Source organism: Uliginosibacterium sp. 31-16 (genome assembly GCF_030730865.1).
In the GTDB taxonomy this organism is placed as follows: domain Bacteria; phylum Pseudomonadota; class Gammaproteobacteria; order Burkholderiales; family Rhodocyclaceae; genus Uliginosibacterium.
The window spans coordinates 1,173,907-1,200,759 of the sequence record NZ_JAVALZ010000001.1 but is presented as its reverse complement, the minus strand read 5'-3'; the positions used below and the strand labels follow the sequence as shown (position 1 = coordinate 1,200,759).

23 protein-coding genes are annotated in these 26,853 nt (G+C 62.7%); 10 read left to right on the top strand and 13 right to left on the bottom strand.

The features are described from left to right. Positions 1-1,683, bottom strand: a complete 1,683-nt coding sequence (locus Q9Q94_RS05555; protein WP_305979026.1) for a nitrite/sulfite reductase — start codon at positions 1,681-1,683, stop codon at positions 1-3. A gap of 23 nt (positions 1,684-1,706) precedes the next feature. Continuing rightward, positions 1,707-2,486, bottom strand: coding sequence for a sulfite exporter TauE/SafE family protein (locus Q9Q94_RS05550; protein WP_305979025.1), 780 nt, complete (start codon positions 2,484-2,486; stop codon positions 1,707-1,709). 141 nt (positions 2,487-2,627) lie between these two features. On the opposite strand from Q9Q94_RS05550, the gene cysB reads away from it, so the two are divergent. The 7 genes from cysB to Q9Q94_RS05515 all read left to right on the top strand — a co-directional run bounded on the left by cysB (position 2,628) and on the right by Q9Q94_RS05515 (position 12,715). Beyond that, on the top strand, positions 2,628-3,572 hold the full coding sequence (gene cysB, locus Q9Q94_RS05545; RefSeq protein ID WP_305979024.1) for an HTH-type transcriptional regulator CysB: 945 nt from the start codon (positions 2,628-2,630) through the stop codon (positions 3,570-3,572). A 177-nt stretch (positions 3,573-3,749) separates the two neighbouring features. Then, positions 3,750-5,804, top strand: a complete 2,055-nt coding sequence (locus Q9Q94_RS05540; RefSeq protein ID WP_305979023.1) for a bifunctional UDP-sugar hydrolase/5'-nucleotidase — start codon at positions 3,750-3,752, stop codon at positions 5,802-5,804. Between the two features lie 59 nt (positions 5,805-5,863). Beyond that, a complete protein-coding gene (locus tag Q9Q94_RS05535) occupies positions 5,864-8,485 on the top strand; it encodes an ExeM/NucH family extracellular endonuclease (RefSeq protein ID WP_305979022.1) in 2,622 nt (873 codons plus the stop codon). Between the two features lie 187 nt (positions 8,486-8,672). Next, positions 8,673-9,515, top strand: coding sequence for a helix-turn-helix transcriptional regulator (locus Q9Q94_RS05530; protein ID WP_305979021.1), 843 nt, complete (start codon positions 8,673-8,675; stop codon positions 9,513-9,515). A gap of 81 nt (positions 9,516-9,596) precedes the next feature. After that, positions 9,597-10,541, top strand: coding sequence for an alpha/beta hydrolase (locus Q9Q94_RS05525; RefSeq protein WP_305979020.1), 945 nt, complete (start codon positions 9,597-9,599; stop codon positions 10,539-10,541). A gap of 42 nt (positions 10,542-10,583) precedes the next feature. Beyond that, positions 10,584-11,180 (top strand): DJ-1/PfpI family protein, encoded by a 597-nt coding sequence (locus tag Q9Q94_RS05520; protein WP_305979019.1) that lies wholly within the window; start codon positions 10,584-10,586, stop codon positions 11,178-11,180. Between the two features lie 107 nt (positions 11,181-11,287). Continuing rightward, on the top strand, positions 11,288-12,715 hold the full coding sequence (locus tag Q9Q94_RS05515) for an EAL and HDOD domain-containing protein (protein WP_305979018.1): 1,428 nt from the start codon (positions 11,288-11,290) through the stop codon (positions 12,713-12,715). A 1-nt stretch (position 12,716) separates the two neighbouring features. Here Q9Q94_RS05515 and Q9Q94_RS05510 read toward each other — a convergent pair whose 3' ends face one another. Further along, positions 12,717-13,139 (bottom strand): GFA family protein, encoded by a 423-nt coding sequence (locus Q9Q94_RS05510; protein WP_305979017.1) that lies wholly within the window; start codon positions 13,137-13,139, stop codon positions 12,717-12,719. Between the two features lie 197 nt (positions 13,140-13,336). On the opposite strand from Q9Q94_RS05510, the gene Q9Q94_RS05505 reads away from it, so the two are divergent. Then, positions 13,337-13,681, top strand: a complete 345-nt coding sequence (locus Q9Q94_RS05505; RefSeq protein ID WP_305979016.1) for a hypothetical protein — start codon at positions 13,337-13,339, stop codon at positions 13,679-13,681. 170 nt (positions 13,682-13,851) lie between these two features. Here Q9Q94_RS05505 and Q9Q94_RS05500 read toward each other — a convergent pair whose 3' ends face one another. Genes Q9Q94_RS05500 through Q9Q94_RS05480 form a run of 5 tightly spaced genes read right to left on the bottom strand, consistent with a single transcriptional unit; the run spans position 13,852 to position 17,572 of the window. After that, positions 13,852-15,126 (bottom strand): dihydroorotase, encoded by a 1,275-nt coding sequence (locus Q9Q94_RS05500; protein WP_305979015.1) that lies wholly within the window; start codon positions 15,124-15,126, stop codon positions 13,852-13,854. A 4-nt stretch (positions 15,127-15,130) separates the two neighbouring features. Beyond that, positions 15,131-16,093 carry an aspartate carbamoyltransferase catalytic subunit gene (locus Q9Q94_RS05495; protein WP_305979014.1) on the bottom strand — a complete coding sequence of 321 codons (963 nt, stop codon included), beginning with the start codon at positions 16,091-16,093 and terminating at the stop codon, positions 15,131-15,133. Then, on the bottom strand, positions 16,086-16,586 hold the full coding sequence (gene pyrR, locus Q9Q94_RS05490) for a bifunctional pyr operon transcriptional regulator/uracil phosphoribosyltransferase PyrR (protein ID WP_305979013.1): 501 nt from the start codon (positions 16,584-16,586) through the stop codon (positions 16,086-16,088). Before pyrR ends, Q9Q94_RS05495 begins: the two co-directional genes overlap by 8 nt. After that, on the bottom strand, positions 16,573-17,001 hold the full coding sequence (ruvX, locus tag Q9Q94_RS05485) for a Holliday junction resolvase RuvX (RefSeq protein ID WP_305979012.1): 429 nt from the start codon (positions 16,999-17,001) through the stop codon (positions 16,573-16,575). The genes pyrR and ruvX overlap by 14 nt, the downstream gene beginning before the upstream one ends. A 4-nt stretch (positions 17,002-17,005) precedes the next feature. Then, a complete protein-coding gene (locus tag Q9Q94_RS05480) occupies positions 17,006-17,572 on the bottom strand; it encodes a YqgE/AlgH family protein (RefSeq protein ID WP_305979488.1) in 567 nt (188 codons plus the stop codon). A gap of 46 nt (positions 17,573-17,618) precedes the next feature. Between Q9Q94_RS05480 and Q9Q94_RS05475 the strand changes: the two genes are divergently transcribed. Beyond that, positions 17,619-19,064 (top strand): deoxyribodipyrimidine photo-lyase, encoded by a 1,446-nt coding sequence (locus tag Q9Q94_RS05475; RefSeq protein WP_305979487.1) that lies wholly within the window; start codon positions 17,619-17,621, stop codon positions 19,062-19,064. A gap of 124 nt (positions 19,065-19,188) precedes the next feature. Here the strand turns inward: Q9Q94_RS05475 and Q9Q94_RS05470 are convergent, their stop codons facing one another. Next, entirely contained in the window at positions 19,189-21,195 is a 2,007-nt protein-coding gene (locus Q9Q94_RS05470) for a diguanylate cyclase (RefSeq protein ID WP_305979011.1), read from the bottom strand. 110 nt (positions 21,196-21,305) lie between these two features. Between Q9Q94_RS05470 and yegQ the strand changes: the two genes are divergently transcribed. Then, positions 21,306-22,652: a tRNA 5-hydroxyuridine modification protein YegQ gene (gene yegQ / locus Q9Q94_RS05465; RefSeq protein ID WP_305979010.1), complete on the top strand. Its 1,347-nt coding sequence runs from the start codon at positions 21,306-21,308 to the stop codon at positions 22,650-22,652. 106 nt (positions 22,653-22,758) lie between these two features. On the opposite strand, the gene Q9Q94_RS05460 is transcribed toward yegQ, so the two are convergent. The 4 genes from Q9Q94_RS05460 to Q9Q94_RS05445 form a co-directional block, all read right to left on the bottom strand. Continuing rightward, the gene (locus Q9Q94_RS05460) at positions 22,759-22,929 is read right to left on the bottom strand and encodes a hypothetical protein (protein ID WP_305979009.1); all 171 of its coding nucleotides are present in this window, start codon (positions 22,927-22,929) and stop codon (positions 22,759-22,761) included. Then, positions 22,926-24,413 (bottom strand): DUF4178 domain-containing protein, encoded by a 1,488-nt coding sequence (locus Q9Q94_RS05455; protein WP_305979008.1) that lies wholly within the window; start codon positions 24,411-24,413, stop codon positions 22,926-22,928. Before Q9Q94_RS05455 ends, Q9Q94_RS05460 begins: the two co-directional genes overlap by 4 nt. 165 nt (positions 24,414-24,578) lie before the next feature. Continuing rightward, the gene (locus Q9Q94_RS05450) at positions 24,579-25,574 is read right to left on the bottom strand and encodes an SEC-C metal-binding domain-containing protein (RefSeq protein WP_305979007.1); all 996 of its coding nucleotides are present in this window, start codon (positions 25,572-25,574) and stop codon (positions 24,579-24,581) included. 252 nt (positions 25,575-25,826) lie between these two features. Continuing rightward, a complete protein-coding gene (locus Q9Q94_RS05445) occupies positions 25,827-26,849 on the bottom strand; it encodes an SPFH domain-containing protein (protein ID WP_305979006.1) in 1,023 nt (340 codons plus the stop codon). Positions 26,850-26,853 lie beyond the last annotated feature (4 nt).

The following is a 26,853-nucleotide window of genomic DNA, read 5'->3' as shown; positions in this document are numbered from 1 at the left end:
TCAGGCCTCCACTTTCTGCTTGCCCGGCTGGCGATCGGCATACACGCGTTCCTTGAACGGTGCCGCGCCCAGACGGCGCACGGTGTCGATGAAACGTTCTTCCGGCGTGCGGTTTTCCAGATACACGTCGATCAGGCGCTTGACCACCCCAGCGACTTCATCGGCAGCGAAGGACGGGCCGATCACCGAGCCGAGGCTGGCGTCATTGCCCTGTTTGCCGCCGATGGAAACCTGATACCACTCCTCGTCATTCTTATCCACGCCCAGCACGCCGATGTGGCCGACGTGGTGATGGCCGCAGGAATTCATGCAACCGGAGATATTCAGCTCCAGATCACCGATGTCATGCTGGTAATCCAGATCATCGAAAAGCTGCTGGATGGATTCGGCAATCGGAATGCTCTTGGCGTTGGCCAGATCGCAGAACGAGCCACCGGGGCAGCAGATGATGTCGGTGATCAGGCCGATGTTCGGCGTGGCCAGACCGGCAGCACGGGCTTCCTGCCACAGCGCGTACAGGTCACCCAGCTTCACGTCGGAGAGCACGATGTTCTGTTCGTGCGTGGTGCGCAGTTCGCCGAAGCTGTATTTGTCCGCGAGGTCCGCGACGAGATCCAGCTGCTTGTCGGTGATATCGCCCGGTGCGACGCCGGTGACTTTCAGCGACAGGGTGACGGCGCGATAGCCCGGCTGCCGGTGGGCATGCACGTTGCGCTTGACCCAGTTGGCAAAGGCTTTTTCTTCGGCACGCTTGGCGTCAAAACCGGCATCGCTGTCGGCGAGTTGCGCGTAGGCTGGCTCGGTAAAGAACTTCGCTACGCGATCAAATTCGGCCTGGGTGATGGTGTTCGGACCGTCCTTGTGGAACGCCCATTCTGCTTCGACCTGGCGCTTGAATTCCTCGATGCCCAGCGCCTTCACCAGAATCTTGATGCGCGCCTTGTAGGCGTTGTCACGCCGGCCATGGCGGTTGTAGACGCGGATGATCGCTTCGGCATAAGTTAGCATGTGCTGCCAGGGCAGTGCTTCTTCAATCACCTCACCGAGAATCGGGGTGCGGCCCAGACCACCACCAGCCCACACCTTGATCAGCAGTTCATTGGCCGCATTGCGGTAGAACTCCAGACCGATGTCGTGCATCTGAACTACGGCGCGGTCATTGGTCGTGCCGCTCACGGCGAACTTGAATTTGCGTGGCAGCAGCGCGAATTCAGGGTGGAAGGTGCTCCACTGACGGAGGATCTCGGCCAGTGGGCGCGGATCGACGACTTCGTCCGGCGCAATGCCCGCGAACTGGTCGGTCGTCACATTGCGGATGCAGTTGCCGGAGGTCTGGATGGCGTGCATCTGCACCGTCGCCAGTTCGGCAAGGATGTCCGGCACGTTCTTCAGTTCAGGCCAGTTGTACTGGAAATTCTGGCGCGTGGAGACGTGAGCATAGCCCTTGTCGTAAGTACGCGCGATGTGGGCGATCTTGCGGATCTGGTTCGAGTTGAGCAGGCCATAGGGCACGGCCACGCGCAGCATCGGCGCATAGCGCTGGATGTAGAGACCGTTCTGCAGACGCAGCGGGCGGAACTCTTCTTCCTTCAGCTCGCCGGCCAGATAGCGGCGTGTCTGGTCGCGGTACTGGGCAACACGTTCATTCACGAGTTGCTGGTCATATTGATCATATTTGTACATCTTGATCTCTCTCGGGGGTGTTCTCAGGCGGCGATCAGCTTGCTGCCAATCAGCACCAGCATGCCAGCCAGGATGGGGCGCAATACGCGTTCCGGTACTTTGGCGGAAACGTGGCTGCCGATCCAGATGCCGGGGAGCGAGCCGATCAGCAGGCTACCCAGCAGGAACCAGTCCACGCTGCCCAGAATCCAGTGGCCAATCCCGGCCACGAGGGTCAGGGGCACGGCGTGGGCAATATCCGAACCGACGATGCGGTGCGCGGGCAGGTGAGGATACAGGAAGAACAAGGCTGTCACACCCAGTGCGCCGGCGCCTACTGACGAGATTGATACCAGTGCACCGAGAATGGCGCCCGTAGCCACCGTCAGCCAGAAGGTGCGCTGCGGGTTCGGTGTGCCCGGTGCGTGCTTCTGGGCAAAAGCCTGCAATTTCTTGCGGAAAACCAGCGACACCGCGGTCAGCAGGAGGGCAATACCCAGGGCAAAGGAAATCAGGTCCTTGGCGCCACCGAGGCCGCCCGGCAGGAAAGTGTGCACCAGCCACAGAGTCAAACCGGCGGCCGGAATCGAACCGTAGGCCAAGGCGCGGGTGATGGCCCAGTCGACCGTGCCCTTGAGGCTGTGCGCCAGCGTACCGCCGCTCTTGGTGACGGCTGCATAGAGCAGATCGGTGCCGACGGCCACGGAAGGATTCACGCCGAACAGCAGCACCAGCAAAGGCGTCATCAGCGAACCGCCGCCAACACCGGTCAGACCGACGATGGCGCCTACCGCGAAACCGGCAACGGGGTACATCAGATCCATGAAAGCGCTCTCTATTGTTGTCAGGGGTCTTGCTATGGACGGAATGATAGGGGCTGACGTATCGCAACTTCTGCCGGTTTTTTGCCGATCTTTAGAAGATTTGGTGATATAGAATCAGGATTCACCCTCTGATTGCCCGCCATGAACCTGCAACAACTGCGCTACGTGCTGGAAATCGCCAGGCACAACCTATCCGTTTCCGAAGCGGCCGAGGCCCTGTTTACCTCGCAGCCCGGCGTATCAAAACAGGTGCGCCTGCTCGAAGAAGAACTTGGCGTCGAAGTGTTTGTGCGCCACGGCAAACGCCTCACTGCCATTACGGAGCCCGGCCGGCAGGTCATGGCGATTGCCGAGCGCCTGCTGCGTGAAGCGGACAATCTGCGTCAGGTGGGTCAGGACTTCCAGAACGAGGACAGCGGCCGCCTCGTGGTTGCCACGACCCACACCCAAGCGCGCTATGCCCTGCCGAAAGTGGTCGCGGAATTCATGCGTCGCTATCCGAAGGTGCAACTCCACATCCATCAGGGCAATCCTCGCCAGATCTGCGAACAGGTGCTGGCTGGAGAGGCAGATATCGCGATTGCCACCGAGGCCTCTGCCGACCTTCCTGATCTGGTGCTGCTGCCCTGCAAGCAATGGAATCGCAGCGTAATCGCCCGCAAGGGGCATCCCATCCTGCGAGAAAGCCCGCTGACACTGGAAGCGATCAGTCACTTCCCGATCATTACCTATGATTCAGCCTTTGCGGGACGCAGCCTGATCAACAAGGCCTTCCTGTCGCGTGGACTCAAACCGAACATCGTGCTCACGGCGATCGATTCCGACGTGATCAAGACTTACGTGAACATGGATCTGGGCGTCGGCATCATCGCCAGCATGGCCTTCGACCCGATGGTGGATCGCGAACTCGCCGCGCTGGATGCCGGTCATCTGTTCGAATCGTCCATTACCCGCATCGGCCTGCCACACAACACCTGGCTGCGCGGCTACGCCTATGCCTTCATTGAAATGTTTGCGCCCCAGCTGAACCGGCACGTAGTGGACGCAGCACTGTCAGGCATGCAAGGAAGCGATCCGGGGCTCTGAGCACACCGGGTGCAATGCCCGCTTCGACGGAGCCAGACCGGACTGCATCCGGCGCTCCGCTCGCGGCTGAAACAATCATGTCATTTTTGTTTGTTCTGCATGTCATGTTCCCTGCCGACAATCCGCCGCCATACACATCCGTGTGGCCCGGCATTTTCATCGGAGAGAATCAGTCTCATGCAAACCAAGTCCCTGCTCCTTGCCTCACTTATCGCCAGTGCGCTGCTCAGCGCCTGTGGTGGCGGTGGTAGCTCCAGTTCCGGCGATACCGGTTCATCGAACAATTCCCCCAGCCTGGCCACCACGGCGTACACCCTGCAGCTGCTGCATGTATCCGACATGGACAGCGGAGGCGATCTGGTGGCCAACTCCAAAGGCTTGTCGGCACTGCTGAAGAAATTCCGCGCCGAATTGCCGAGCAACACGCTGTTCGTCTCTTCCGGTGACAACTACATCCCCGGTCCCTTCTTCAACGCAGCGGATGACAACTCGCTGACCACCGAGCTGGGCGTGCCTTTGGCCGGCCGTGGCGATATCGGCATCCTGAATGCCATGGGGCTGCAGGCATCTGCTCTCGGCAACCACGAATTCGACAACGGCACCAAGACCGTCGCAGATCTGCTCAAGAAAGCCACTTCCGGCAGCAACACCTGGACCGGTACCACCTTCCCCTATCTGGCGACCAATCTTGATTTCTCCGGCGACAGCAATTTGTCCAGCCTCGCTGCGACAGCCAATGATGGCGCCGACACGACGACCCTGGGCAACAAGATTGCCAAGTACGCCGTGGTCACCGTAGGTGGCGAGAAGATCGGTCTGGTCGGGGCATCCACGCCCACCCTGCCTTCGATCACCACGATGGGGGGCGTGGCCGTGCGCCCGGCCGACAACAACATCACCAAGCTGGCTGCCGAAATCCAGAGTTCGGTCGATCTGCTCACGGCCAGTGGCGTGAACAAGATCATCGTGCTCGCGCACATGCAGCAGCTCTCCGTCGAGAAAGCGCTGGCGCCGCTGCTCAAGGATGTGGACGTGATCGTCGGCGGGGGCTCGAACACCGGCCTGTATGACGCCGACGACCTGATCCGTGCCGGCGACAGCAAGGGCGGCGACTATCCCCTGAGCTACGTCTCGGCGAAGAATGAAGCCACCCTGGTAGTCAACGTCGATGCCGATTACAAGTATCTTGGCCGTCTGGTTCTGCCCTTCGACAAGGAGGGCAAGATCATCACCGGCAAGCTCGACAGCACGAAGAACGGCGCCTGGGCGACCCACACCGCAGGCCTGACGCGTGCCGGCCTGACGGTTGCAGATGCAATGCCTGCCGTCACTGCGATTGCGGACAAGATCGGTGCCGTGATCAGCGCCAAGGATGGCAACATCCTGGGGGCTGCCGGCGTCTATCTGGAAGGCGACCGTGTCTATGTACGCAGCCGTGAATCCAACCTTGGCAATCTCTCGGCCGATGCCAATCTCGCGTACGCCCAGAAAACCGACCCGAGCGTCGCGATCTCGCTGAAGAACGGTGGCGGCATCCGCTCCTCGATCGGCTACATCGATGCACCAGCCGGCTCTACCAGCGGTGGCACCAAGACCAAAACGGCGGCCAACGCAGCGCTGGGCAAGCAGGCAGGCGACATTTCCCAGCTCGATATCGAATTCGCATTGAAGTTCAACAACGCCCTCTCGCTGGTCAGCGTCACGGCTGATCAGCTCAAGCAGGTGCTGGAACATGGCGTGTCGGACTGGACCGCGACGTCCACCCAGGGCAAGTTCCCGCAAGTGGGCGGAGTGAAATTCAGTTTTGACCCGACCCAGGCTGCCGGCAGCCGCGTGAAGACCATCGTGGTTGATGATCCGGATGGAGCCGGCCCGCTGACCGGCGCTGAAACCGTGTATCGCAACGGTGCTTTCCAGGTCGCGACAAGCAAGGTCTATCGCATGGTGACCCTGAATTACCTGGCGAATGCGACGACCACAGGGGGCAGCACCGGTGGCGACAATTATCCCTTCCCGGCTTTCAAGATCGCGAATGCCGCCCTCTTCAACCAGTATGACCTGACAGCCAGCGGCACCACGATGAGCTTCACCACCGCCGGCGGTGAACAGGATGCCTTTGCCTGGTATCTGAAGTCGAAATTTCCGCGCGCCACACCTTACACCGTCGCCGACACCGATTACGCCGCCAACCTGCGTATCCAGAACCTTTCCAAGCGCAGCGACGGTCTCTGATCACACCTCACCACCTTGGCCCTCCGCGTGCGGAGGGCTTTTTTTGCCCTGACCAGATCATGACAAAAAAATTTCAATCCTCTTTCAGCAGCAGTTGCCTCACCTTGCTCTGCCTGCTGACGACAAGCCTTGCCGCCTGTGGTGGCGGCGGCTCAGCCAGCAGTGTGGAAAACAGCGCAGTGGACTCCGGCAACACCGGCAGCAGCCTTCCCACCTGTGCCACGCCGACCAATGCGCTGCAGACCATCACCGCAGTTCAGGGTACAACCGATACCAGCCCGCTGGCAGGCCAGCTGGTTGCCGTGCGCGGGGTGGTAACCGGTGACTACCAGACAGACACCCAGCTCAAAGGATTCTTCATCCAGCAGCCGGTAGCGGATGCCGATCCGCTGACCTCCGAGGGCATCTTCGTCTATGCCCCGGCGGCTGCGGATGTGAAAGCAGGCGACTACGTGCAGGTGGAAGGCACAGTCACCGAATACAAGGCCAGCAGTGACAGCCAGAGCCTCACCGAAATCACGGCGCCGACCGCCATCAGCGTTTGCGGTGCGGGCCTGGCAATCAATCCCGTCAGCCTCAGCCTGCCGCTGACGAGTGCAGCGGCGCTGGAGGCTTATGAAGGCATGCTGGTGAAATTCGAGCAGCCGCTGACAGTCAGCGAGGTCTACCAGCTTGGACGCTATGGCGAGCTCGTACTCTCGGCCAATGGCCGGCTGTATCACCCGAACAATCATCCGACCCTCACTGCGGCCGAAGCGCTGAGTGCCAACGCCTTGAACCAGATCCGCCTGGATGACGGCAGCAGCAGCCAGAACCCGAATCCGGTTCCCTACCTGAGTGCTGCTGACAGCAGTGGCACCCGCCGCGTCGGCGACACGGTGACCGGCGTGCGTGGCCCGCTGATCTGGAGCGCCAATGCCTGGCGCGTGCATCCGGATGCCAGCCCGGTTTTCACGGCAGCCAACCCGCGCCCAGCCGCTCCGGCGGCTGTCGGTGGCACGCTGAAAGTAGCTTCGCTGAACGTGTTGAATTACTTCACCACCCTCGGTTCGCGCGGTGCCAATACCGCTGCCGAATTCACCCGGCAGCAGGCCAAGCTGGTCGAAGCCATTGCCGGGCTGGATGCTGACGTGCTGGGCCTGATGGAAATCGAGAACAACGGAACGGCAGCACTGGCCAGTCTCGTGACGGCCGTGAATGCCAGGGTCGGTGCCGGCACCTACAGCTACATCGATGTCGGCCAGCCCGGAACCGATGCGATCACGGTTGCCATGCTCTACAAACCGGCCCGTGCCACCCCGATCGGCAGTCCGCAGATTCCCACCGACAGCCGTTTCTCGGTCGCCGGTGGTTTGCGCCCGCCGGTGGCCCAGCGCTTTGCCGCACAAAGCAATAATGGTGGCTTCTGGATGGTGGTCAATCACCTCAAGAGCAAGGGCTCCTGCCCGAGCGCTGCCAGCGATCCGGATCAGGACTATGGTCAGGGTTGCTGGAATGCCTCGCGCACACTCCAGGCGGCCGCCTTGAAAGACTGGGTAGCGACGCTCGCCAGCAGCTCCGGCGAGGCCGACATGCTGATGATGGGGGATTTCAATTCCTACCTGAATGAAGACCCGATCAAGGCACTGGAAGCAGCCGGTCATGAAGAACTTCTCAAACGCCTGCCGGCCGATCAGCGCTATACCTATGTGTATTCAGGCGAAAGCGGCGTGCTGGATCATGCCTTTGCCAGCAGCAGCCTGAAGTCACAGGTCAGTGGTGTTACGGTCTGGCATATCAATGCCGAAGAGCCGCTGGTGCTCGACTACAACACCGAGTACAAGACCGACGACCGCTATGCCGCGACGGCCTATCGGTCCTCCGATCATGATCCGGTGCTGGTCGGTCTGAGCCTTGCGGCGGACGCTGCAGCGACCACGCCGACCCTGAGCGCCAGCCTGCCCGTCAGCGGCACGGCCGGCACCGCGGTCAGCATCGCCGGCATCGTGGCCAGCAATGGCAGCAGCCTGACACTGGACTGGGGCGACGGCAGCAGCGAAACTCTGGCACTTGCTGCAAGCAGTGCCAGCCACAGTTACGCCAGTGCCGGCAGCTACACGATCACCTTGACGCTGACAGGCGCCGGCCCGGCTGCGGTGCGCAGCGCGGCCATCACCGTCAACGCTGCCAGCAGCGGCAGCACCGGCTCTGCCGAGCTGTTCTTCAGCGAATACATCGAGGGGAGCAGCAACAACAAGGCGCTGGAACTCTACAACCCGACCGGTGCGACCATCGACCTCTCGGCCTACAGCGTGAAGATGTATGCCAACGGCGGCACCACGGCGACCCAGATCCAGGCACTGACGGGCTCGCTGGCGGCGGGCGAGACGCTGATCTTGCGGCATGCCAGCTTCACTACCAGCTTCAGTTTTCCGGCCAGCGCACTAAGCAGCAGTGTCACCAATTTCAATGGTGACGATGCTGTCACGCTGGAGAAAAACGGCGTCGTCATTGACGGAATCGGTGTGCTCGGCACCGACCCGGGCACCGAATGGGTGAGTGGCAGTGTCAGTACCGCGAACAAGAGCCTGCGGCGCAAGAGCGGCATCACGCATGGCAGCGTGCCCGGCAGCAGCTGGAGTCCTGCTGATGAATGGGATGGTTACGACATTGATAGCTTCAGCGGGCTTGGCAGTCGCTGATGCTGTCCGGCATATCGCGCCCCGAAAATCCCTTCCTTTGTGAAGGGATTTTTTTCGGCCTGAGCCTGCCGGCGAGGCAGGATTCAGGTTCAGTCATGGTGCAGCGCCACAGCAAATAGACCTACAATCAGGGTGGTTTTCGCCCTGCAACGATGCCCTCGCCCGACCCACGGATCAGGAACAATCCATGGCTCCCAGCTTCACCGCTTTCTGCCAGCGCCAGCGCCGTTTCCGTCGACTCACTGATTTCATCGGTGCCAGTCTTGACGAGGATGAGCTCTGCCTCGGCGATCTTGCCGATATTGCCTGTCTCTCGCCTGCCCAGCTCATGCGTCTGTACCGGGCGCGCACCGGCGAAGGGCCCATGCAGACCGTGCGCCGCCTGCGCCTGCAACGTGCCTGCGACCAGCTTCGCCTTGATCAGCACGTCTCCGTCACCCAGATCGCGTTCGCTGCGGGCTACGATTCGAATGCGGCGTTTTCCCACGCCTTCAAACGTCAGTTCGGCATCGCTCCCAGCCAGATCCGTCTGCAGCAGACGGATGCAGCGCCGCCACCATTGCGGCTTGAACGCCTCGCCGAACGCAAGGTCTGGCAATTTCGCTACGCCGGTGCCTACGGCGACAATGCCTATTACAAGGCCCGTCTGGCATGGCTGTGTCTGGCTGCCGGGAGTCGCCGCTGGCGCGGCTGGCGCAGCAATGACCGTGACCATCCCTTCACCGAGACCGCCTCGCAACGCGTCGAACTCTGTCACTTCGTACCTCTTGCGCTGCACCCGCAGCCGATTGCCGAGGCGGATCTGGTGACACACGCGGGCGGTCTTTATGCAGTTGTCGAACTCAACCCGGCGAACCGGAGTCAGTACATGGCCACCCTGGCACAGCGGGTGCACGACGAACTGCATTGCAGGCTTGGCGAAGGGCCATCGCTGGAGCAGGACCTCCAGGTGCGCGACTTCCATCCGCCACAGGAACGTCGCATTGCGCTGCATGTGCCGGTCAGCCCGCTCGGCAGCCTGCGGCGCTGACGGAACGCGAGTTTCGATCAAGTCCCTGCGCCCCGAAAACCGGACATTACGGACATCTTCCTTCTCAGGCAGGAGTCCGCCATGTCCTTCCTTCGCACGCCTCTCGCTTTGGGTCTCGGCTTCATCCTCTGGCTGTCCGGCCCCGCCATCGCTGCACCATTTGTCGCCAGCGAGGAAATATCGCTGTGGGGTACGGCAACACCGCCGGGTTCTGAAGCGCTCAGCGTTACCGAACAGCGCATTCGCATCGACGATCCCGAGCGGCCTGATCTGAGGGTCAGCGGGGTCGCCCGACCCGGGCTGAGCGTTTTCCTGCCGGCGAAGCCCAATGGTGTGGCGCTGATCGTGGCACCCGGAGGGGGCTATACAAAGCTGTCATTCGAAAAGGAAGGCTCCGAAGTGGCACGCCGCTTCACCGCCAAAGGCTTCTCGGTGTTCGTGCTGAAGTATCGCCTGCCGGACGAGGGGCATCGCAACGGGCGCCTGGTGCCTCTACAGGATGGGCAACGCGCAGTGCGCCTGCTGCGCAGTCAGGCGGAAAAGTGGCACATCGATCCGCAGCGGATCGGCATCCTGGGCTTCTCGGCAGGTGGCCATCTTGCGGCAGCGACCGGGCTGGACTTCGCTCGCGAGGTGCATGCGCCGGTGGATGCCATCGACACCGTCAGTGCCCGGCCTGACTTCGTGGCGCTGATCTACGGTGCGGCGGGTTTCCGTGCGCGTCCCGCAGACGCCGGCGGCAGCCCCGAATCCAGCCTGGCCTACAGCGCGTCGGGCACCCTGGATCGGGTCACGAAGAATGCGCCGCCCACCTTCATTTTCATCGCAGGCGACGACCCGCGTGTTCCGCCGCAAAGCAATGTGGCCTTGTGGCAGGCCCTGCATCAGGCAGGCGTACCCACGGAGCTGCACGTCGCCTTGCGGGGCGGGCACGGCTTCGCCCTGCTGGAAAGCGCCAGCGAATCCGTGCGTGGCTGGCCCGCAAGTTTTGAAACCTGGGTCCGGGCCATCGGCATGAACTCGTGACCGGTTAACGCAAATCTCGTCACAACCCAAAAGGAAGCCACCATGAAATCAATCCTCCTCCTGCTCGCCAGTTGTCTCGTCTGGGGCGCTGCTGCTCCGGCGGCAGCGGCCACGCCCGCAAAGAAAGTGCTGCTCGTGCTGGCCTCACGGAATTACCTGGAGAGCGAATACCAGAACACCCGCCGTGCCCTCGAAGACGCCGGGATCGCCGTGGCCGTGGCCAGCGATGCCGCCAGCGCGACCGGCTATTCCTTCGGCGAGATCAAGGCCGATCTGTTGATCAGCCAGGCTAATGCCGCCGATTACGCCGCCATCGCCGTGATCGGCGGTTACGGGGCGAAGGATCTGCTGTGGGAGCACGCCGGGCTGCGCAGCCTGCTGCAGGGCGCGTACGCACAAGGCCGGATTATCGCCGCGCTGTGTGCGGCACCGCCGGTACTGGCCAACGCCGGCCTGCTCAAGGGGCTGAAAGCCACGATGTGGCCGGACCCGAAGTGGATCGCCACGCTGGAAGCTGGCGGCGCCCGTTATGTTGATGAACCGGTGGTGACGGAAGGACGCATCATCACCGGCAAGAATCCGGCAGCGGCGCCGGCATTCGGCGAGCGTCTTGCCCGGGCCGTGAATCAGGGAAGCTGAGGCCCCGGCGGGCCCGGCCGCTCCGTCAAGCGTCGCAAGCGCTAAACCCCGGGCGTTTCACGCCGTAGAACAGGACGTACCCTGAACCGCGGCGCATACGTCCCTTCATGTTCGGCAAACTGATTACCGCTTTCAATCGCTGGTTCAGCGACGCCCCTGCCGGAAAGCCGCTTCGGGCGCGCATCTCCACGCTGCATGCCGGGGAATCCGCACAGAACATGGATTTTCCGGACGGCATCCCGGAGAGCCTTGCTGCAAGCCGCTCTGAGGGCGATGCTGCAACGGATGCCCAACCGGAACCGGTGCTGGTGCACCGCGAGGTGCTGGATGAAGCGCTGGGCGTGAGCGGGATCGAATTCTTCGTGCGCGGTGAATTGCGCGACAAGATTGCCGCCCACCGCAGCAGCATGCGCCGCTTTCTGGACAGCATGCTGATCGACCAGCTGGCCAGCCTGCGCGGCTCGCCCCTGCGCCAGCGTCAGGCCTGGGTGCAGCTCGCGGAAACCAGCCTGCTGCGACTGGGCACCGGCAAGCTGCCGGCCCGCGCCTGCGTGCTGCTGTGGCCGGAAGACAGCCAGCGCCGTGCCAACCCGGACACCCGCGAGGCCATTGTCACCATGCAGGATGCCGGGCATGAGGTCTGGCTTGACGACGCCATCGGCAGTCCCTGGTTCGCCAGTCTGGCGGATCTGGCCGATGGCGCCACCCTGCGTCTGGCCATGCGCACCCCGTTGGAAGTCGCCGAACTGCTCAAGGGCGCGCGCGATCTTTATGCCGGTTTGCGGCTCGGCGCCTGGGACGTGGGCACCCTCGATGACTACGAAATGGCCCGCCGGCTGCGCTGCACGCGCTTTTCCGGCAGTTTCGTGACACGGCGCGAAGACTGGTCCGGCCGCGAACTCTCGCCGCAGATGCTCAGCGTTGCCTCGCTGATCAACCAGATCCGCGAGGAGACCAACTTCCGTGCCGTCGCCCAGGTGCTCAGACAGGACATGGCCATGTCCTACCGTCTGCTGCGTTACGTGAATGCAGCGGCGCAAGGGCTGTCCCAGCCGATCTCCAGTATCGAGCAGGGGCTGCTGATCCTCGGCCAGGCGCAGCTCGACCGCTGGCTGATCCTGCTGCTGCTTTCCGGTGGTGAGCTGGGTGACACGGCCCTGACCGAGGTGGCGCTGACCCGCGCACGCTTCCTCGAACTCGTCGGCAGCTATCGTCTGCCGCCCGAACAGTGTGAGAAGCTATTCGTGCTGGGGCTGTTCTCGATGCTCGATGTGGCCCTGAAGGTGCCGCTGGAAACGGCGGTGAAACCCCTGCGTCTGGCCGAGCCGCTGAATGCGGCCCTGCTGCGGCGCGAAGGCCCCTACGGCATGTACCTCGCACTGGCCGATGCCTGCGAACGCGGGATTGCCACGGAAATCGGCAAATATGCCCTGATGCTCGGGCTGACCACCAGCAAGGTCAGCGTCCGGCAGATCGAAGCCATCAACTGGGTGGCCCGGATCTCGGCAGAACCGGCGCTGCGCGCTGCGCAATGATTCAGCCGGCGCCGGGCGGCTCGGTCTCGTATTTGGGCAAGGCCGGGTCCATCAGGTCCCAATACCGCGCACTGCGCGTCCATAAATCGGCGGCGGGTTTGTAGAGCTCCGGATCATCCAGACAGCCCGCCATCAAGGCAATGTAGGCAGGCAAGGCGGCCGTCACCACGAAGAGCGAAGAGCCGCAGTCCGGGCAGAAGCCGCGCCGGACGGTGTTGCCACTGGCGGCAATCGTAACGAAATATTTCGGCTCACCCTGCATCAGGCAGAAATGATCCGCCACCACCACCACCAGCGGCGCATAGGCGCTGCCGCTGAAATGCTGGCAGTCATGACAGTGGCAGTTGAGCATGACCGCCGGCCTGGTTTCGCATTCATAGCGGATCGCGCCGCAGGCGCAGCCCCCGGTCAGAACGATGCTCATGACGGCCCCCTTCAGACAAACCGGCTTCCACTATAGCCAGCCTGCCCAGCCCGTTTCCGGCTTCCTGCACCTCCGGTCACGCTTACATCTGCTTGCAATTGACGGTCATCGAAAACACGGCTCGCACGCTAAGGTTTGCGTGTGGCGAGCACTTGCCGACACGCAACTCGAAACCCTGTCTGCTTATGGAGATCATCATGCGTATTACAACCCTGTTTGCCACCTGCATCCTCGCCCTAAGTGCCACCGCCACCCTGGCCCAGCCCGCACCGACGTCCGTTGTGACCCCTGCCGAACGGGCCGAAGTCCGGCGTGATCAGCGCGAAATCCGCCAGGACAAGCGCGAGATCCACCGCGACCGCGTCGCCACCCGCGATGACCGCCGCGACCTGCGTCAGGAACGACGCGAAGGCGATGCAGCGGGCGTTGCGGCTGAACGCAAGGAGCTGCGTCAGGATCACCGCGAAACCCGTCAGGACAAACGCGACTTGCGCCAGGACCGCCGCGAACGCAATCGCGATGTGCGTCAGGCTGTCCGCTGAGCCCCACCCCGCCTCGCTTTCTGGCAAGACAGGCCTGGAACCCGCGTCCCATCTAGATATCCGGCATGCCATGCCGGAAATGACCACCCGATGCGGCTTGGCGAGCAGCGCCTGAAATGACAAGGGCCATCCCGCAGGATGGCCCTTGTGCTGACGGAGGCCTGAACGTGTCAGCCGAACATGATCCGGCCTTCGACCAGCGTGTGCTTGACCACGCCCGGCAGCGGCAGACCGAGGAAGGGCGTGTTCTTGCCCTGGCTCTTCAGCGCTTCGCGCGTCAGCACCTGTTCGGCCGCGGCGTCGAAAATCACCACATCGGCGCGGGCACCGACCCCAAGGTGACCGCCCTTGGTGATGCCCATGATGCCGGCGGCACTCGCCGTGACGCGGGCCAGTGCGTCGGCCAGGGCAACCTTGTCTTCCTGCGCCCACTTCAGCACCAGCGGCAGCAGGGTTTCGAGGCCGGTCATGCCCGGTTCGGCTTCGGCAAACGGCATCTGCTTGCCGTCGTCATCGACCGGGGTGTGGTCGGAACACACCGCGTTGATCTTGCCGCTGGCCAGCCCGGCGCGTAGCGCCGTGCGATCACGCTGGCTGCGCAGCGGCGGCACCACGTAGCACTGCGGATCGAAGTAGCCGATGTCCATGTCGCACAGATGCAGGTGGTGGGCGGCCACGTCGCAGGTCACATCCAGCCCGCCGGCGCGAGCGCGCTCGATGGCTTCCAATGCGGCGGCAGACGAGATGCGCGTGATGTGCAGCTTCACGCCGGTGAGCTTGGCGAGGCTCAGATGCGTCTCCAGCGCCACGGTTTCAGTCTCCACCGGGATGCCGGTCAGACCCATGCGCGAGGCGACTTCGCCGTCGTGGGCGACGCCGCCCTTGCCCAGATGCGCGTCAATCGGTTGCAGCCACACGCGGAAACCGAAGGTCGCAGCGTACTGCATCGCGCGCATCAGCACGTTGGTATCCACCACCGGCGTATTCACCTGCGAGAAGGCCACGCAACCCGCTTCGACCAGCTCGGCCATCTCGGTAATGCGCTTGCCTTCGAGCTTGGTGGTCAGCGCGCCGACCGGATAGACGTGGGCACAGTGCAGCTTCTTGGCGCGGAAGCACAGCATCTCGACGAGGCCCGGCTCGTCCAGCACCGGATCGGTGTCCGGCGGGCAGGCGAGACTCGTGATGCCACCGGCCATCGCCGCCTGCATTTCGCTTTCCAATGTGGCGCGGTATTCAAAGCCTGGCTCGCGCAGGCGGGCCGACAGGTCAACCAGGCCGGGCGCGACGATCAGCCCCTTGGCGTCGATGACCTTCTCGGCCATGAAACCGGCCGGTGCCGTACCGAGGGCGATGATCTTGCCGCCCTCAATGAACACGTCCTGCCGGGCATCAATCTGGTTGGCCGGGTCGATCACGCGGCCGTTTGCAATCTGGATTTTCATGTTCTCAGTTCCCCGCTGCCAGCATGCTCATCACGGCCATGCGTACCGCGATGCCGAAGGTCACCTGCGGCAGGATCACCGCATTCGCTCCGTCGGCCACGGCCGAGTCGATTTCCACGCCGCGATTCATCGGCCCCGGATGCAGCACGATGGCATCCTTGGCGGCGAGTGCCAGCTTCTCTTCGGTGAGGCCGTAGCACTTGAAGTATTCCTGGCTGGAGGGCAGCAACGCGCCCTGCATGCGCTCATTCTGCAGACGCAGCATCATCACCACATCGACGCCCTTGAGGCCCTCTTCCATGTCGTGGAAGACGCGCACGCCCATGCGTTCCACGTCGGTAGGCAGCAGCGTCTTCGGCCCGATTACGCGCACCTCGGGCACGCCCAGGGTGGTCAGCGCGGCGATTTCGGAGCGCGCCACACGCGAGTGCAGCACGTCGCCCACGACGGCCACGGTGAGCCTGGTGAAGTCCTGCTTGTAGTGGCGGATGGTGTACATGTCCAGCAGACCCTGCGTGGGGTGGGCATGGCGCCCATCGCCGGCGTTGACCACGCTGATGTGGTCACGCCCGGTGTTGCGCAGGTGCTGGGCCAGCAGGTAGGGCGCGCCGCTCGATGCATGGCGCATCACGAACATGTCGGCGCCCATCGCACACAGGTTGTCGACCGTGTCGAGCAGGGTTTCGCCCTTGTTGGTCGAGCTGGTCGCAACGTTCAGGTTGATCACGTCGGCCGACAGGCGCTTGGCGGCGATCTCGAAGGTGGTGCGGGTACGCGTGCTGTTTTCGAAGAACACGTTGAACACGCTTTTGCCGCGCAAGAGCGGCAGCTTCTTGACCTCACGCTCGGCCACCTCGGTGAAGGGCGCGGCGATGTCGAGGATCTCGGTGAGGATGGCCTTGGGCAGACCATCCAGGGTAATCAGATGGCGCAGGCGACCATCCTTGGTAAGCTGGGGATTAAGCACTTTTCACCTCCAGGGAAAGATTGCCGTGATCGTCGCGCTGCAGGGCGAGCTTGCTGTCAGCCGGCAAGGCTTCGCTCAGGGTGTGCGCGCAGAAGCGCGCCGCGATGGGCAGCTGGCGTTCGCCGCGATCGACCAGCACAGCCAGATCGACGCGCGCCGGGCGGCCGTAATCGAAGAGTTCATTCAGCGCGGCACGCGTGGTGCGCCCGGAGTAGAGCACGTCATCGACAAGGATGATGTGGCGATCCGCCACGTCGAAGGGAATGCCCGAGCGCTGCGGCCGCGCGTGCAGGCCGCGCGAATTGTAGTCATCGCGGTAGAAAGCCACATCGATGCTGCCCAGCGGCTGGCTGACGCCGAGCAGGGTATGCAGGCGCTCGGCCACCCACACGCCGCCGGTGTGGATGCCGACCAGCGCGGTGTCGGGCGTGAGCTGGGGCCGGATCTGCTCGGCCAGCGTGTTCAGGAGTTGTTTGACTTCAGGCAGTGTCATTGTTGTCACCCATGTCGAGAAAGCTTTGCAGGATGCGCTGGGCTGCTACCGCATCCAGATGTTGTTTGCGGCTGCGCCAGTCGCGTTTCACCTCGCGCAGCAGTTCTTCGGCCTCGGCGGAAGAGAGGCGCTCATCGACCAGCGCCACCGGCAAGCCGAAGCGGCCATTCAATTGATTGGCGAAGCGCCGGCAGCGCGCGGTCATGTCGGTTTCAGAGCCGTCGAGCGCGGTGGGCAAGCCGACGACCAGCTTGACGGGTCGCCATTCCCGGATCAGTTTTTCGATCTCGCCGAAGCGCTGTTCGTTGGCTTCGCCGTGAATCACGCTGAGGCTTTGCGCCATGCGGGTTTCGGTTTCGCCGGTGGCAACGCCAATGCGGGCGGTGCCAAAGTCGAAGCCGAGGAGGGTGCCCATCCTGTTACGCGTGCCCCGCGACGTCGGAAAGATTGGCGAAGTCGATGCCCAGCAGGCGCAGGGCGGCGTCCAGACGTTCGCTCGCATCCACATTGAAAATGATGCGCGGATCGGCTTCGACGGTGAGCCAGCCGTTCTGGGCCAGTTCTTCCTCCAGCTGCCCGGCACCCCAGCCTGCATAGCCGAGCGAGATCAGGACATCCCTGGGTTCGCCACGGTCGGCCAGCGCCTGCAGGATGTCTTTCGAACTGGTCAGGGCAATGTCGGGCGTCACCACCAGGCTGGACTGCCATTCACCCAGCGGGCGGTGCAGCACGAAGCCGCGATCCGTCTGCACCGGACCACCGAAAAACACCGGCGTGGCATCGAAGCCTTCCACCTTGGACGGAATCTCGATGCGCTCCAGCAGATCCTTGATCGACAGGTCCAGCGGGCGATTGATGATGATGCCCAGTGCGCCGTCTTCATTGTGCTCGGCCACGTAGATCAGGCTGCGGGCAAAATTGTCATCCTCCATGGCCGGCATGGCGATGAGGAAGTGATGAGTGAAGTTAGCGTTTTCCACGGGGATATTTTAACCTGTTTGGCAGCAAACGCCGCCTGTAACCATGTCTCGAATACCTGCTGCCCTCGTCTGGTTCCGTCGTGATCTGCGCGATTTCGATCACGCCGCGCTCTCGCACGCCCTGCAGGCGCATGGCCGCGTGTTCTGCTGCTTCGTGTTCGACACCGATATTCTCGACCCCCTGCCTTCACGGCAGGATAGACGCGTGGCTTTCATTCACGCCAGCCTGATCGAGCTGGATGCCCGTTTGCGCAGCAAAGGGGGCGGGCTGATCGTGCGCCACGGCCGGGCGGTCGACGAGATCCCGCGTCTGGCCAATGAGCTGAAAGTGGTCAGCGTGTTTGCCAACCACGACTACGAGCCGGCCACAATTGCCCGCGATGCTGTCGTGGCAGCGGCCCTGAAGGACGCCGGCATCGTCTTCCGCTCCTTCAAGGATCAGGTGATCTTCGAGCGGCGCGAGGTGCTGACGCTTTCCGGCAAGCCCTTCGGCGTATTCACGCCTTACAAGAACGCCTGGCTGAAGCTGCTGCGCGAACGCGACCTGGCCAGCTGGCCGGTGGCCGAATTCGCCGCGCATCTGGCGCCCACTCCGGAAGCCGCATGTGTGCCCGATCTGCAGACCATCGGCTTCGAGACGACCGATCTGCGCGTGTCTCCGGGCATGAGTGGTGGTGAAGCCCTGTGGGAGGACTTCTCCGGGCGCATCAATCAGTACCACGCGGCCCGCGACTTCCCCGCGGTGAAAGGCGTGTCCTATCTGTCCACCCATCTGCGCTTTGGCACCGTGAGCATCCGCGAGCTGGCGCGCATCGCCCATCTGCGTGGCGGCGCAGGCGCCGAGTGCTGGCTGTCCGAGCTGATCTGGCGGGAGTTCTACCAGCAGCTGCTTTATCACCACCCACGGGTTGTCGGGCATGCGTACAAGCCGGAATTCGACGCGATCCGGTGGGAAGAAGGCCCGGAAGCCGACGCGCGCTTCGCCGCCTGGTGCGAGGGCCGCACTGGCTACCCGCTGGTCGATGCGGCGCAGCGCCAGCTGGTGCAGAGCGGCTTCATGCACAACCGCCTGCGCATGATTTCCGCCAGCTTCCTGACCAAGGATCTCGGCATCGACTGGCGGCGCGGCGAAGCCTTCTTTGCGCAATGGCTGCTGGATTTCGATCTGGCCGCCAACAACGGTGGCTGGCAGTGGGCAGCGTCCACCGGTTGCGACGCCCAGCCCTGGTTCCGCATCTTCAACCCGGTGACGCAATCGGAGCGCTTCGATGCGCAGGGCAAGTTCATCCGCCGCTACGTGCCGGAGCTGGCCAGCGTGCCGGACAAGTTCATCCACGCGCCATGGAAGCTCAAGCCTGCCGAGCAGAGTGCTCTGGGCTGCGTGATCGGGCGCGATTATCCGGCGCCCATCGTCGATCACGCCGCCGCGCGCGAAAAGACCCTGTGGCGCTTCAAACAGATCGGCACACCCGCTCCGGAGGCAGGGCCAAACCTGTAGCAAGGCCGCCCCAAGAGCCGCCTCTGACGGACCTCTTCAGGCCGCCTCTCCGGGAAGCCTTGATACACGCAGGTCTGCAGATTGATGACCTGAAGAAGCCTGCCAGAAGCCGCTCTCCGGGAAGCTAATGCTGTGCCGCCGCCGGCTCGTGGATGCGATCCCGTCCGGCTTCCTTGGCGGCGTAGAGCGCATGGTCCGCCGCGCGCAGCAGCGCTTCGGCCGTGTCGCCGTGCACGCCGGTCTGCACCAGCCCGGCCGAGAACGTGACCGCAGGCAGGGTGATGTGCGCCAGCTGGATCGGGGTCTCGCGCACCCGTCGGGCGATCTGTTCGATGCGCTCGCGGGCTTCGACCAGCGTGGCACCGGGCATCACCACCACGAACTCCTCACCCCCAAAGCGGCAGGCCAGATCCGAACTGCGCAGATGCAGCCTGAGCATGGCCGCCAGATTCACCAGCACGGCGTCGCCGGCTTCGTGGCCCCAGGTGTCATTGACGTGCTTGAAGTGATCCAGATCCAGCATCACCAGCGAAATCGGGCGGTGCTCGCGCTGGGCGCGCACGATTTCGCGCGGCAGGGTTTCGTCCAGATAACGGCGGTTGAGGAGCCCGGTCAGCGGATCGCGGATCGCCTGTTCGTGCAAGGCCTCGCGCAGGCGCACGTTGGAGAGCGCGAGCTTCAGGCTTTCCGCCACCATTGCCGACAGATGGCTGATCCGCGCCCACTCGCGTTCGCTCACATCCGCTGGCGCGCTCACGGTGAGCAGACCGAGATTTTCACCCAGCACCTGCAGCGGATGGCAGAGATAGGGGCTCCCCGGCAGATTGTCGAAATGCTTGCAGGCGGGTCCGTCGGCCAGATGCAGCAGGGTGTGGCGCTGGTTGCGGCGCATGCCCCAGCAGGCACTCGGCGCAAACACCGCGGACATGCCATTGCTCTCGCCCCAGCGCACCACGGTTTTGAGCTGTTCTTCGCCAATCGGCTGCACCGCCAGCGCGCCGCCACTGCCGAGATTGAGCCGCCCCAGCGTGTGCTCGACGACCTCGAAGGCTTCGCTGGCGTTCAGGCAGCTCTGCAAACCTTCGTTGAGTTCATTCAGGCGGGTCAGATCGGCGGCGTGCCGTTCGACCGAGGCCAGCGACAGCTTGAGCTGGGCGTTGGTGTCCTGCAGTTGTTCGCGGGCCAGCTTTTCGTCGGTGATGTCGCGCACGATGCCGACGATGCGGTCAGCCTCACCCGCCCGGCCACGGATGCATTCGCCGGTAATGGCCAGCCAGCGCACCGTGCCATCGGCCCACACGATGCGGGTCTGCACCGAAAAATCACCGCTGCCCTGACGCACCGCGTCCAGCGCCTCCAGCATGCGTGTGCGGTCTTCCGGATGCACGCAGGCCATGAAGCCTTCGAAGGGCTGCGAGAAGTCGCGCAGACGGAAACCGAACAGCGGATCCACCTCATCAGACCAGCGCAGGTCATTACTCTCCAGATTCAGATCCCAGCTGCCGATCCGCGCGGCGCGCTGGGCCAGCGCGTAGCGCGCTTCGCTGATGCGCAGGCGCTGGTTCGATTCCTGCAGTTCGGTGGTGCGGCGGGTCAGGTTGTCGGTAATCTCGTTGAGCGCATCGAGCACGATCACCAGTGATTCCGATTGCTGCGCGAGCGCCTGTTCCTCGGCCTGCTCACGGCTCTCGCCGCGTTGCAGGGCGATGATTTCATGGGCCATGCGCATGTCGGTACCGAGCACATGGAACATCAACCACTTCGTCAGAAAGGGTAACAGCCGCCCAACCGCCGCCCCGGCGCTGGATTCGGCACTCTCGGCCAGGTTGCGTACAATCCGGATCTGTTCGCGCAGGGATGCATGGGCATGCACGTGCGAAGCTACAAAATCAGCGTTCAGTGCAAACTGCGCCATCAGGTCTTCTTCGGTCTTGAAGTGATAGCCGGCGTAGTCCTGCAGTTCGTCGAGCAGGCTGATCAGCTTCGCCTGGGTGCTGCCTTCGATGGCCAGTTGCGACAGGCTGTTGATCAGCTGAACCAGCCGGGTGTGCTGCTGGTCAACGTCATGCAAGCCGGTTTCAAAACGGCTGGACCAGACGAACACATCCTTCAGGTCGGTTTTTTCATTCACGAATTCGCCCGAAACACTGTTTGCATCATGGGATATTAGGCGCCCCTCCCATCGAATGCCAAAGAAATAAGCGCCGCCTTCCCCCAGCAATTACCGGTTTCCACAACGCCATGTCACGCAAACCCGAACTCCTCGCTCCCGCCGGCTCGCTGGCCATGCTCGACACCGCCCTGGCCTTCGGCGCCAATGCCGTCTATGCCGGCCAGCCGCGCTACTCGCTGCGCGTGCGCAACAACGACTTCGGTGATCTGGCCGTGCTCAAAACCGGCATCGACCACGTGCATGCCGCCGGCGGCCAGTTCTACCTCGTCTCCAACATCTTCCCGCACGGCGCCAAGATCAAGACCTATGTGCGCGACATGGCACCGGTGATCGCGCTAAAGCCCGATGCCCTGATCATGTCGGACCCCGGCCTGATGATGATGGTGCGCGAGGAATGGCCCGACCAGCCCATCCACCTCTCGGTGCAGGCCAACACGGTGAATGCGGCGGCGGTTAAATTCTGGGCGCGCAACGGTGTGTCGCGCGTGATCCTGTCGCGCGAGCTGTCGCTGGAAGAGATCGAGGACATCCGTCAGGCCTGCCCGGATACCGAGCTTGAAGTCTTCGTGCACGGCGCGCTGTGCATTGCCTATTCCGGCCGCTGCCTGCTCTCGGGCTACTTCAACCACCGCGACCCGAACCAGGGCAGCTGCACCAATTCCTGCCGCTGGGATTATCGTTTGCGCGAAGGCCGCACCGACGCCAGCGGCGATGTGTACCTGATCGAAGAGCAGGACAGCCGGCGCAGCGGGCAATACAACGTGATCGAGGAAGACGAGCACGGCACCTACATCCTCAACAGCAAGGACCTGCGCGCCATCGAGCACGTGCATCGGCTGGTGGAGATCGGCGTCGATTCGCTGAAGATCGAAGGCCGCACCAAGAGCCCGTACTACGTCGCGCGCACAGCCCAGGCCTATCGCGCCGCGATTGATGCCGCCGTCGCCGGCCAGCCGCTGGAGCCGGCCCTGATCGACTCGCTCAACGGCCTGGCCAATCGCGGCTACACCACCGGTTTCTTCGAACGCCACCATGAAGCCAGCACGCAGAACTATCAGCGCGGCAATTCGGTGTCGGAGCGCAGCCTCTACGTCGGGGATGTCGTCGCTTTCGATACGGCGCGCGGGCTGGCCGAAATCGATGTGAAGAACCGCTTCGCCATCGGCGACCGGCTGGAACTGGTGCAGCCCGGCGGCAACCGCGTGATCGAGCTTGCCGCCATGCAGGATGCGGCAGGTGCTGTGATGCCGGTCGCCCCCGGCAACGGCCATCGCGTGTGGATTCCCCTGCCGGCGGACAGCCTCGGCGGTTTCCTGACCCGCTTCATCAAGCCGCTGGAATCGATCCCGGTGGAGGCGGCTGCCAGTTGCGGCTCAGGCGCTTGCGCCAGCGGTGGTTGCGAGAGCGCCGCCTGACGGACCTCTCCGGCATGGCATGCTGAAGAAGCGCATCAGTCGCCGCTTGGCAGACAGCCTGTCCGCAGAGGCAGGCTGGGTGCGGCTCTTCAGCCTGGAGCGGGATTTATTTGTGCCCGCCACCGCTCCAGCTACTGCCGGAGCCGCTCGAATAGCTCGAGGAATTCCCCCAGGAGCGGTAGCTGCCGCCGCCCGAGCTGGAGCTGATGCCACTGTTGATGCCGGTGGTAACGGTGGTGACAACGATGGCGTACACGATGTACATAAGGCGGTTCATTCCTCATCCCCTTCGTCGCCGTCCGAACTGTCGGTACCCGTTCCGCCGCCCATCCACACCGGCAGCCACAGCAGCAGCAGGGCCAGTCCGGTGAAGACGATGGCCCCAAAACTGCCCCGGAAAATGTTGCTGATATTCAGAAAGATCAGGATGCCCGACGCGATCTTGGCAAACAAGGTCAGCGACGACGGCGCGCTGCTGACTGATTTGGCGAGCAGCTCCGGCGCCTTGCCGAAGGCCTTGGCCAGCAGCGCGGAATCCATGTCGGTACCCAGCGACCAGGTGATTTCCTCCGCGGTGCGCTCCTTGCACAGGGTGCCGTCCGGCCCCTGAAAATCCGTGATCTGTGTCTTGTCGCCGATCTTCACACGCCAGTTGAAAGCCCCGGCGGCGTAGATCACTTCACTGCCGTAATCCCACTGTTTGGTGTAGGTCTTGCCGCCGAAGCGCACGCTCTGGCCCGCATCGGCCGGCAGCTTGTTGAGTACGGCGGTACGGGTCCACTTCTCGTCGGTTTCCACCAGCCACAGGAAACCCTTGCTCGCGTTGAACAGCAGATATTCGGTCCACACCGAAGATTCATCCGAGCCGAACTCCCGGCACACCATCAGCCCGATGAGCTGCCACTTCACGCCCTCCAGGCTGGCGGTGTCGCCCAGCTGCAGGCTGGTGACATGCGTCTGCAGCCCGGCATGCTTCTGCAACACCTCGGCCTTGTCACCCTCCAGCCCCACCTCGGCATGACAGCTCGGGCAGACCAGATGCTCGGCCTTGCCGGGAATGCTGTCGATACCGCTGCCGCAGTTCGGGCATTCGAGTGCCTTCGTCTTGCCCTTGAGCTTGCCGGCCGTGTCCTTCACCTGATCTTCACTGCGCAGCAACTGGCACTTCAGATCCTCCAGCGTGGTCGCCGTGCCGAGGAAGACCTGCGGCGTGTCGCCGTCGGAATAATCGAGGGTCAGGAAGCGATCATCGCTGCGGAAGTCTGCGACGCGCACCACGTAGCCGCTGCCAACCTGAAAGGGCAACTCGCCCTCGCCAGCCACACAGGTCGCGGTGCGCACGTCGGTCGCGGTGAAACGTGCGCCATCCCACGGGATCGACGCACCGGGGCGGATCTGCCTGAAGGTCGGCGCCTTGTTCGGAGTTCCCTTCGGCAAGGTCAGCGCATACTGGCCGGAGCCATCGGAGAGCCAGCCCGCCGTGCCGTCATCGAACAGCACATACCACTCGTTCCAGAAACCATCCTCGTACTTGAGCTGGATGCGCCCGACCACCCCGAAGTTCTTCCCCTCGTACTGACCGGAGGTGGTGATCTGGATGCGTGTGTGATCCTCGATCACCTCGCTCATGCGACCGATGTTGCGCACGCTGTCCGCATCGCGCAGCAGCGTGCTGCGGCAATACGCACACACCGCCATCACCGAGCCGGCGGACCTGAATTCGACTTGCGCCCCGCAGGCGGGGCAGGCGGTTTTGTACATGGTTTCGTAGGGTGTCAATGAGCGTAGCGAATTGCACCGGATGGTTTGTATTTCGAACTTCCGCCGGCTTTGCCGGCACAATGTTTCTTAAATGCAACGTCCAGACCGCGAAAAGCCTTTCAGGCTAATTCGGACTGATTCAAGTCCGGCCTTCGATCAGGAGTTTTACGCCAGAGCCCCGTGACAATGTTTGAATTTCTTGCCAGAACCACAAGGGCAAGGATCATTGCGCTTGCGCTCTGGCGCGCTTGCTATTGCCCGGCGTAGGGCGCGTTCAAACAGCGCCGTGTGTGCTTCCCTTGGTCTTGTATCACTGCCGGCCGACTCTGTCTGCAGGGGCGACAACTGGATAGACTGCTCGAAACGCTGCGGAATCCTGACCAGTTGCGCAGAGTCACACGGATTTTCCTCGCTAAACAACTCCATCGGGTCGGTCTGCAGGGCCTCCGCAAATACCGCGTCGGAAGTTCCGTACAGGTGATCCAGATAGTCTGACTCACTCCACAGAAAGTGTGCGCCATGCGACTTTCTCCGCGAGTTCTCAGAAAACCGGACCTGATTCAAGACTGCGATGCGTTGGCGTGAAGACTCGCGATCAACGGCCCGCAAATGAAACAGATAGAGGTTGCGATCATAATTCGGCGGCAGACTGGCGTAGTGAAAGCCTACGGACCAGCGCAAGGGAATTCGCGAGATGAGAGTCTTGCAATAGTCTTTTCTGAAACGCAAGTAGCTGCGCTGCTCGAACAGCTTGCCGGTCAGGACCAGATCCGGCTCTGTAGCCGCCCTGTGGATCACATCAAAACCGACAGGCGTGAAATGGGTGGCGTCCTGCGTAGCGAGGTACGCAGCAAGATCAACGCCTAGCGCGGGATCGACCGCGATCAGTTCGTCGGTGTCGGTGTAAATGACCTGCTCGTAATCCGCAAGCAGCTCGGTGTGCAGGCTGCTGATCAGACGGGCGCGATCATCTTCGTCAAATTCACTGCGTTTCTTGCTGATGAGATTGCGTATGCGACGGTCTCCTGTGGAACCATCGTTGGAGCCATCATCAAGCACGAAACAGTTTTCAAGGCCAAAGATACTCCCATAGTGCTGCAACCAGATCGGCAGAAACAATGATTCGTTGTACACCATGGTGAATACTGCCGTTTTTTTCATTCACGTTTCCTGCCAAGCGTTGTATCGAGTAATGAGATTTTGACCACCCCCACGCAAGCGCGTGGGTACGTTCCTGATTCATCCGGGCCTTGATGTATTCGAGCCGCGCCCCTCTAACTTGTCCGCCCCGAAAAATTAAGTTTGATTGTTCCCATGCTCTGTGTGGGACTGCTGCCGGGACGCTCCAGCGCCCCCTTCGACGCAGAGCGTCGCAATTCAGGTTCCCACGCGGAGCATGGGAACCATCCGGTTTCAGCCCAGCATCTTCTTCAGCACTTCAGCCTTCGCCGTGTCGTAATCGGCCTGCGTAATCAGGTTCTGATCAAGCATGACCTTCAGCTTGGCGAGCTTGGCAGTGGGGTCTTCGGCTGCCGGAGCGGCGGGGGCTGCAGCAGCAGGCTGGGCCACGCCAGCCATGGTTTGCGCCATGGTGCCAGCCATCATCTGGCCCATGCCGAGACCCACGCCGACGCCGGCACCCATGCCGGCCAGCCCGCCTTCGTTCTGCGCGGCGAGCGGGATGGCGTTGGCCATCTGATACTGGGTGAACTTGCCCATGTCGCCCATCATGCCCATCGAGATCCGGGTGTCGATGGCCTTCTGCAACTCTTCGGGCAGGGAGACGTTTTCGACCGCGAAGTTGTCGAGCGCGAGACCGTACTTGTCGAAGACCGGCAGCATGCTTTCCTTGAGCTTTTCGGAGAGCAGCATCTGGTTGGCGGCCATGTCGAGGAAGGGCAGCTCGCTGGAGCCGAACAAGCCGGTCATGTTGGCGACGACAAGGTTGCGCAGTTGCTGCTCGACGTCGTCGACGGTATAGGTTTCCCGCGTGCCGGAGAGTTCAGCGAAGAACTTCTTCGGATCGGCCATCTTGTAGGAATAGATGCCGAAGGCGCGCAGACGCACCATGCCGAAATCCTTGTCGCGGATCGTCACCGGCTGCTGGGTGCCCCACTTGCGGCCGATCTGCAGGCGCGTAGAGAAGAAGTAGAGGTCGCTCTTGAAGGGCGACTCGAAAAGCTTGTCCCAGTTCTTCAGGTAGGTGAGTACCGGCAGGGTCTGGGTGGTGAGCTTGTACATGCCGGGGCCGAACACGTCGGCGACCTTGCCTTCATTGACGAACACGGCCATCTGCGATTCGCGCACGGTGAGGCTGGCGCCGTTCTGGATTTCCATGTCCTGCATCGGGAAGCGCCAGGCGAGCACGCCGTCCTGATCCTCGTTCCACTGCAGGATGTCGATAAACTGTTTCTTGATGAAATCGGTCAGGCCCATGATG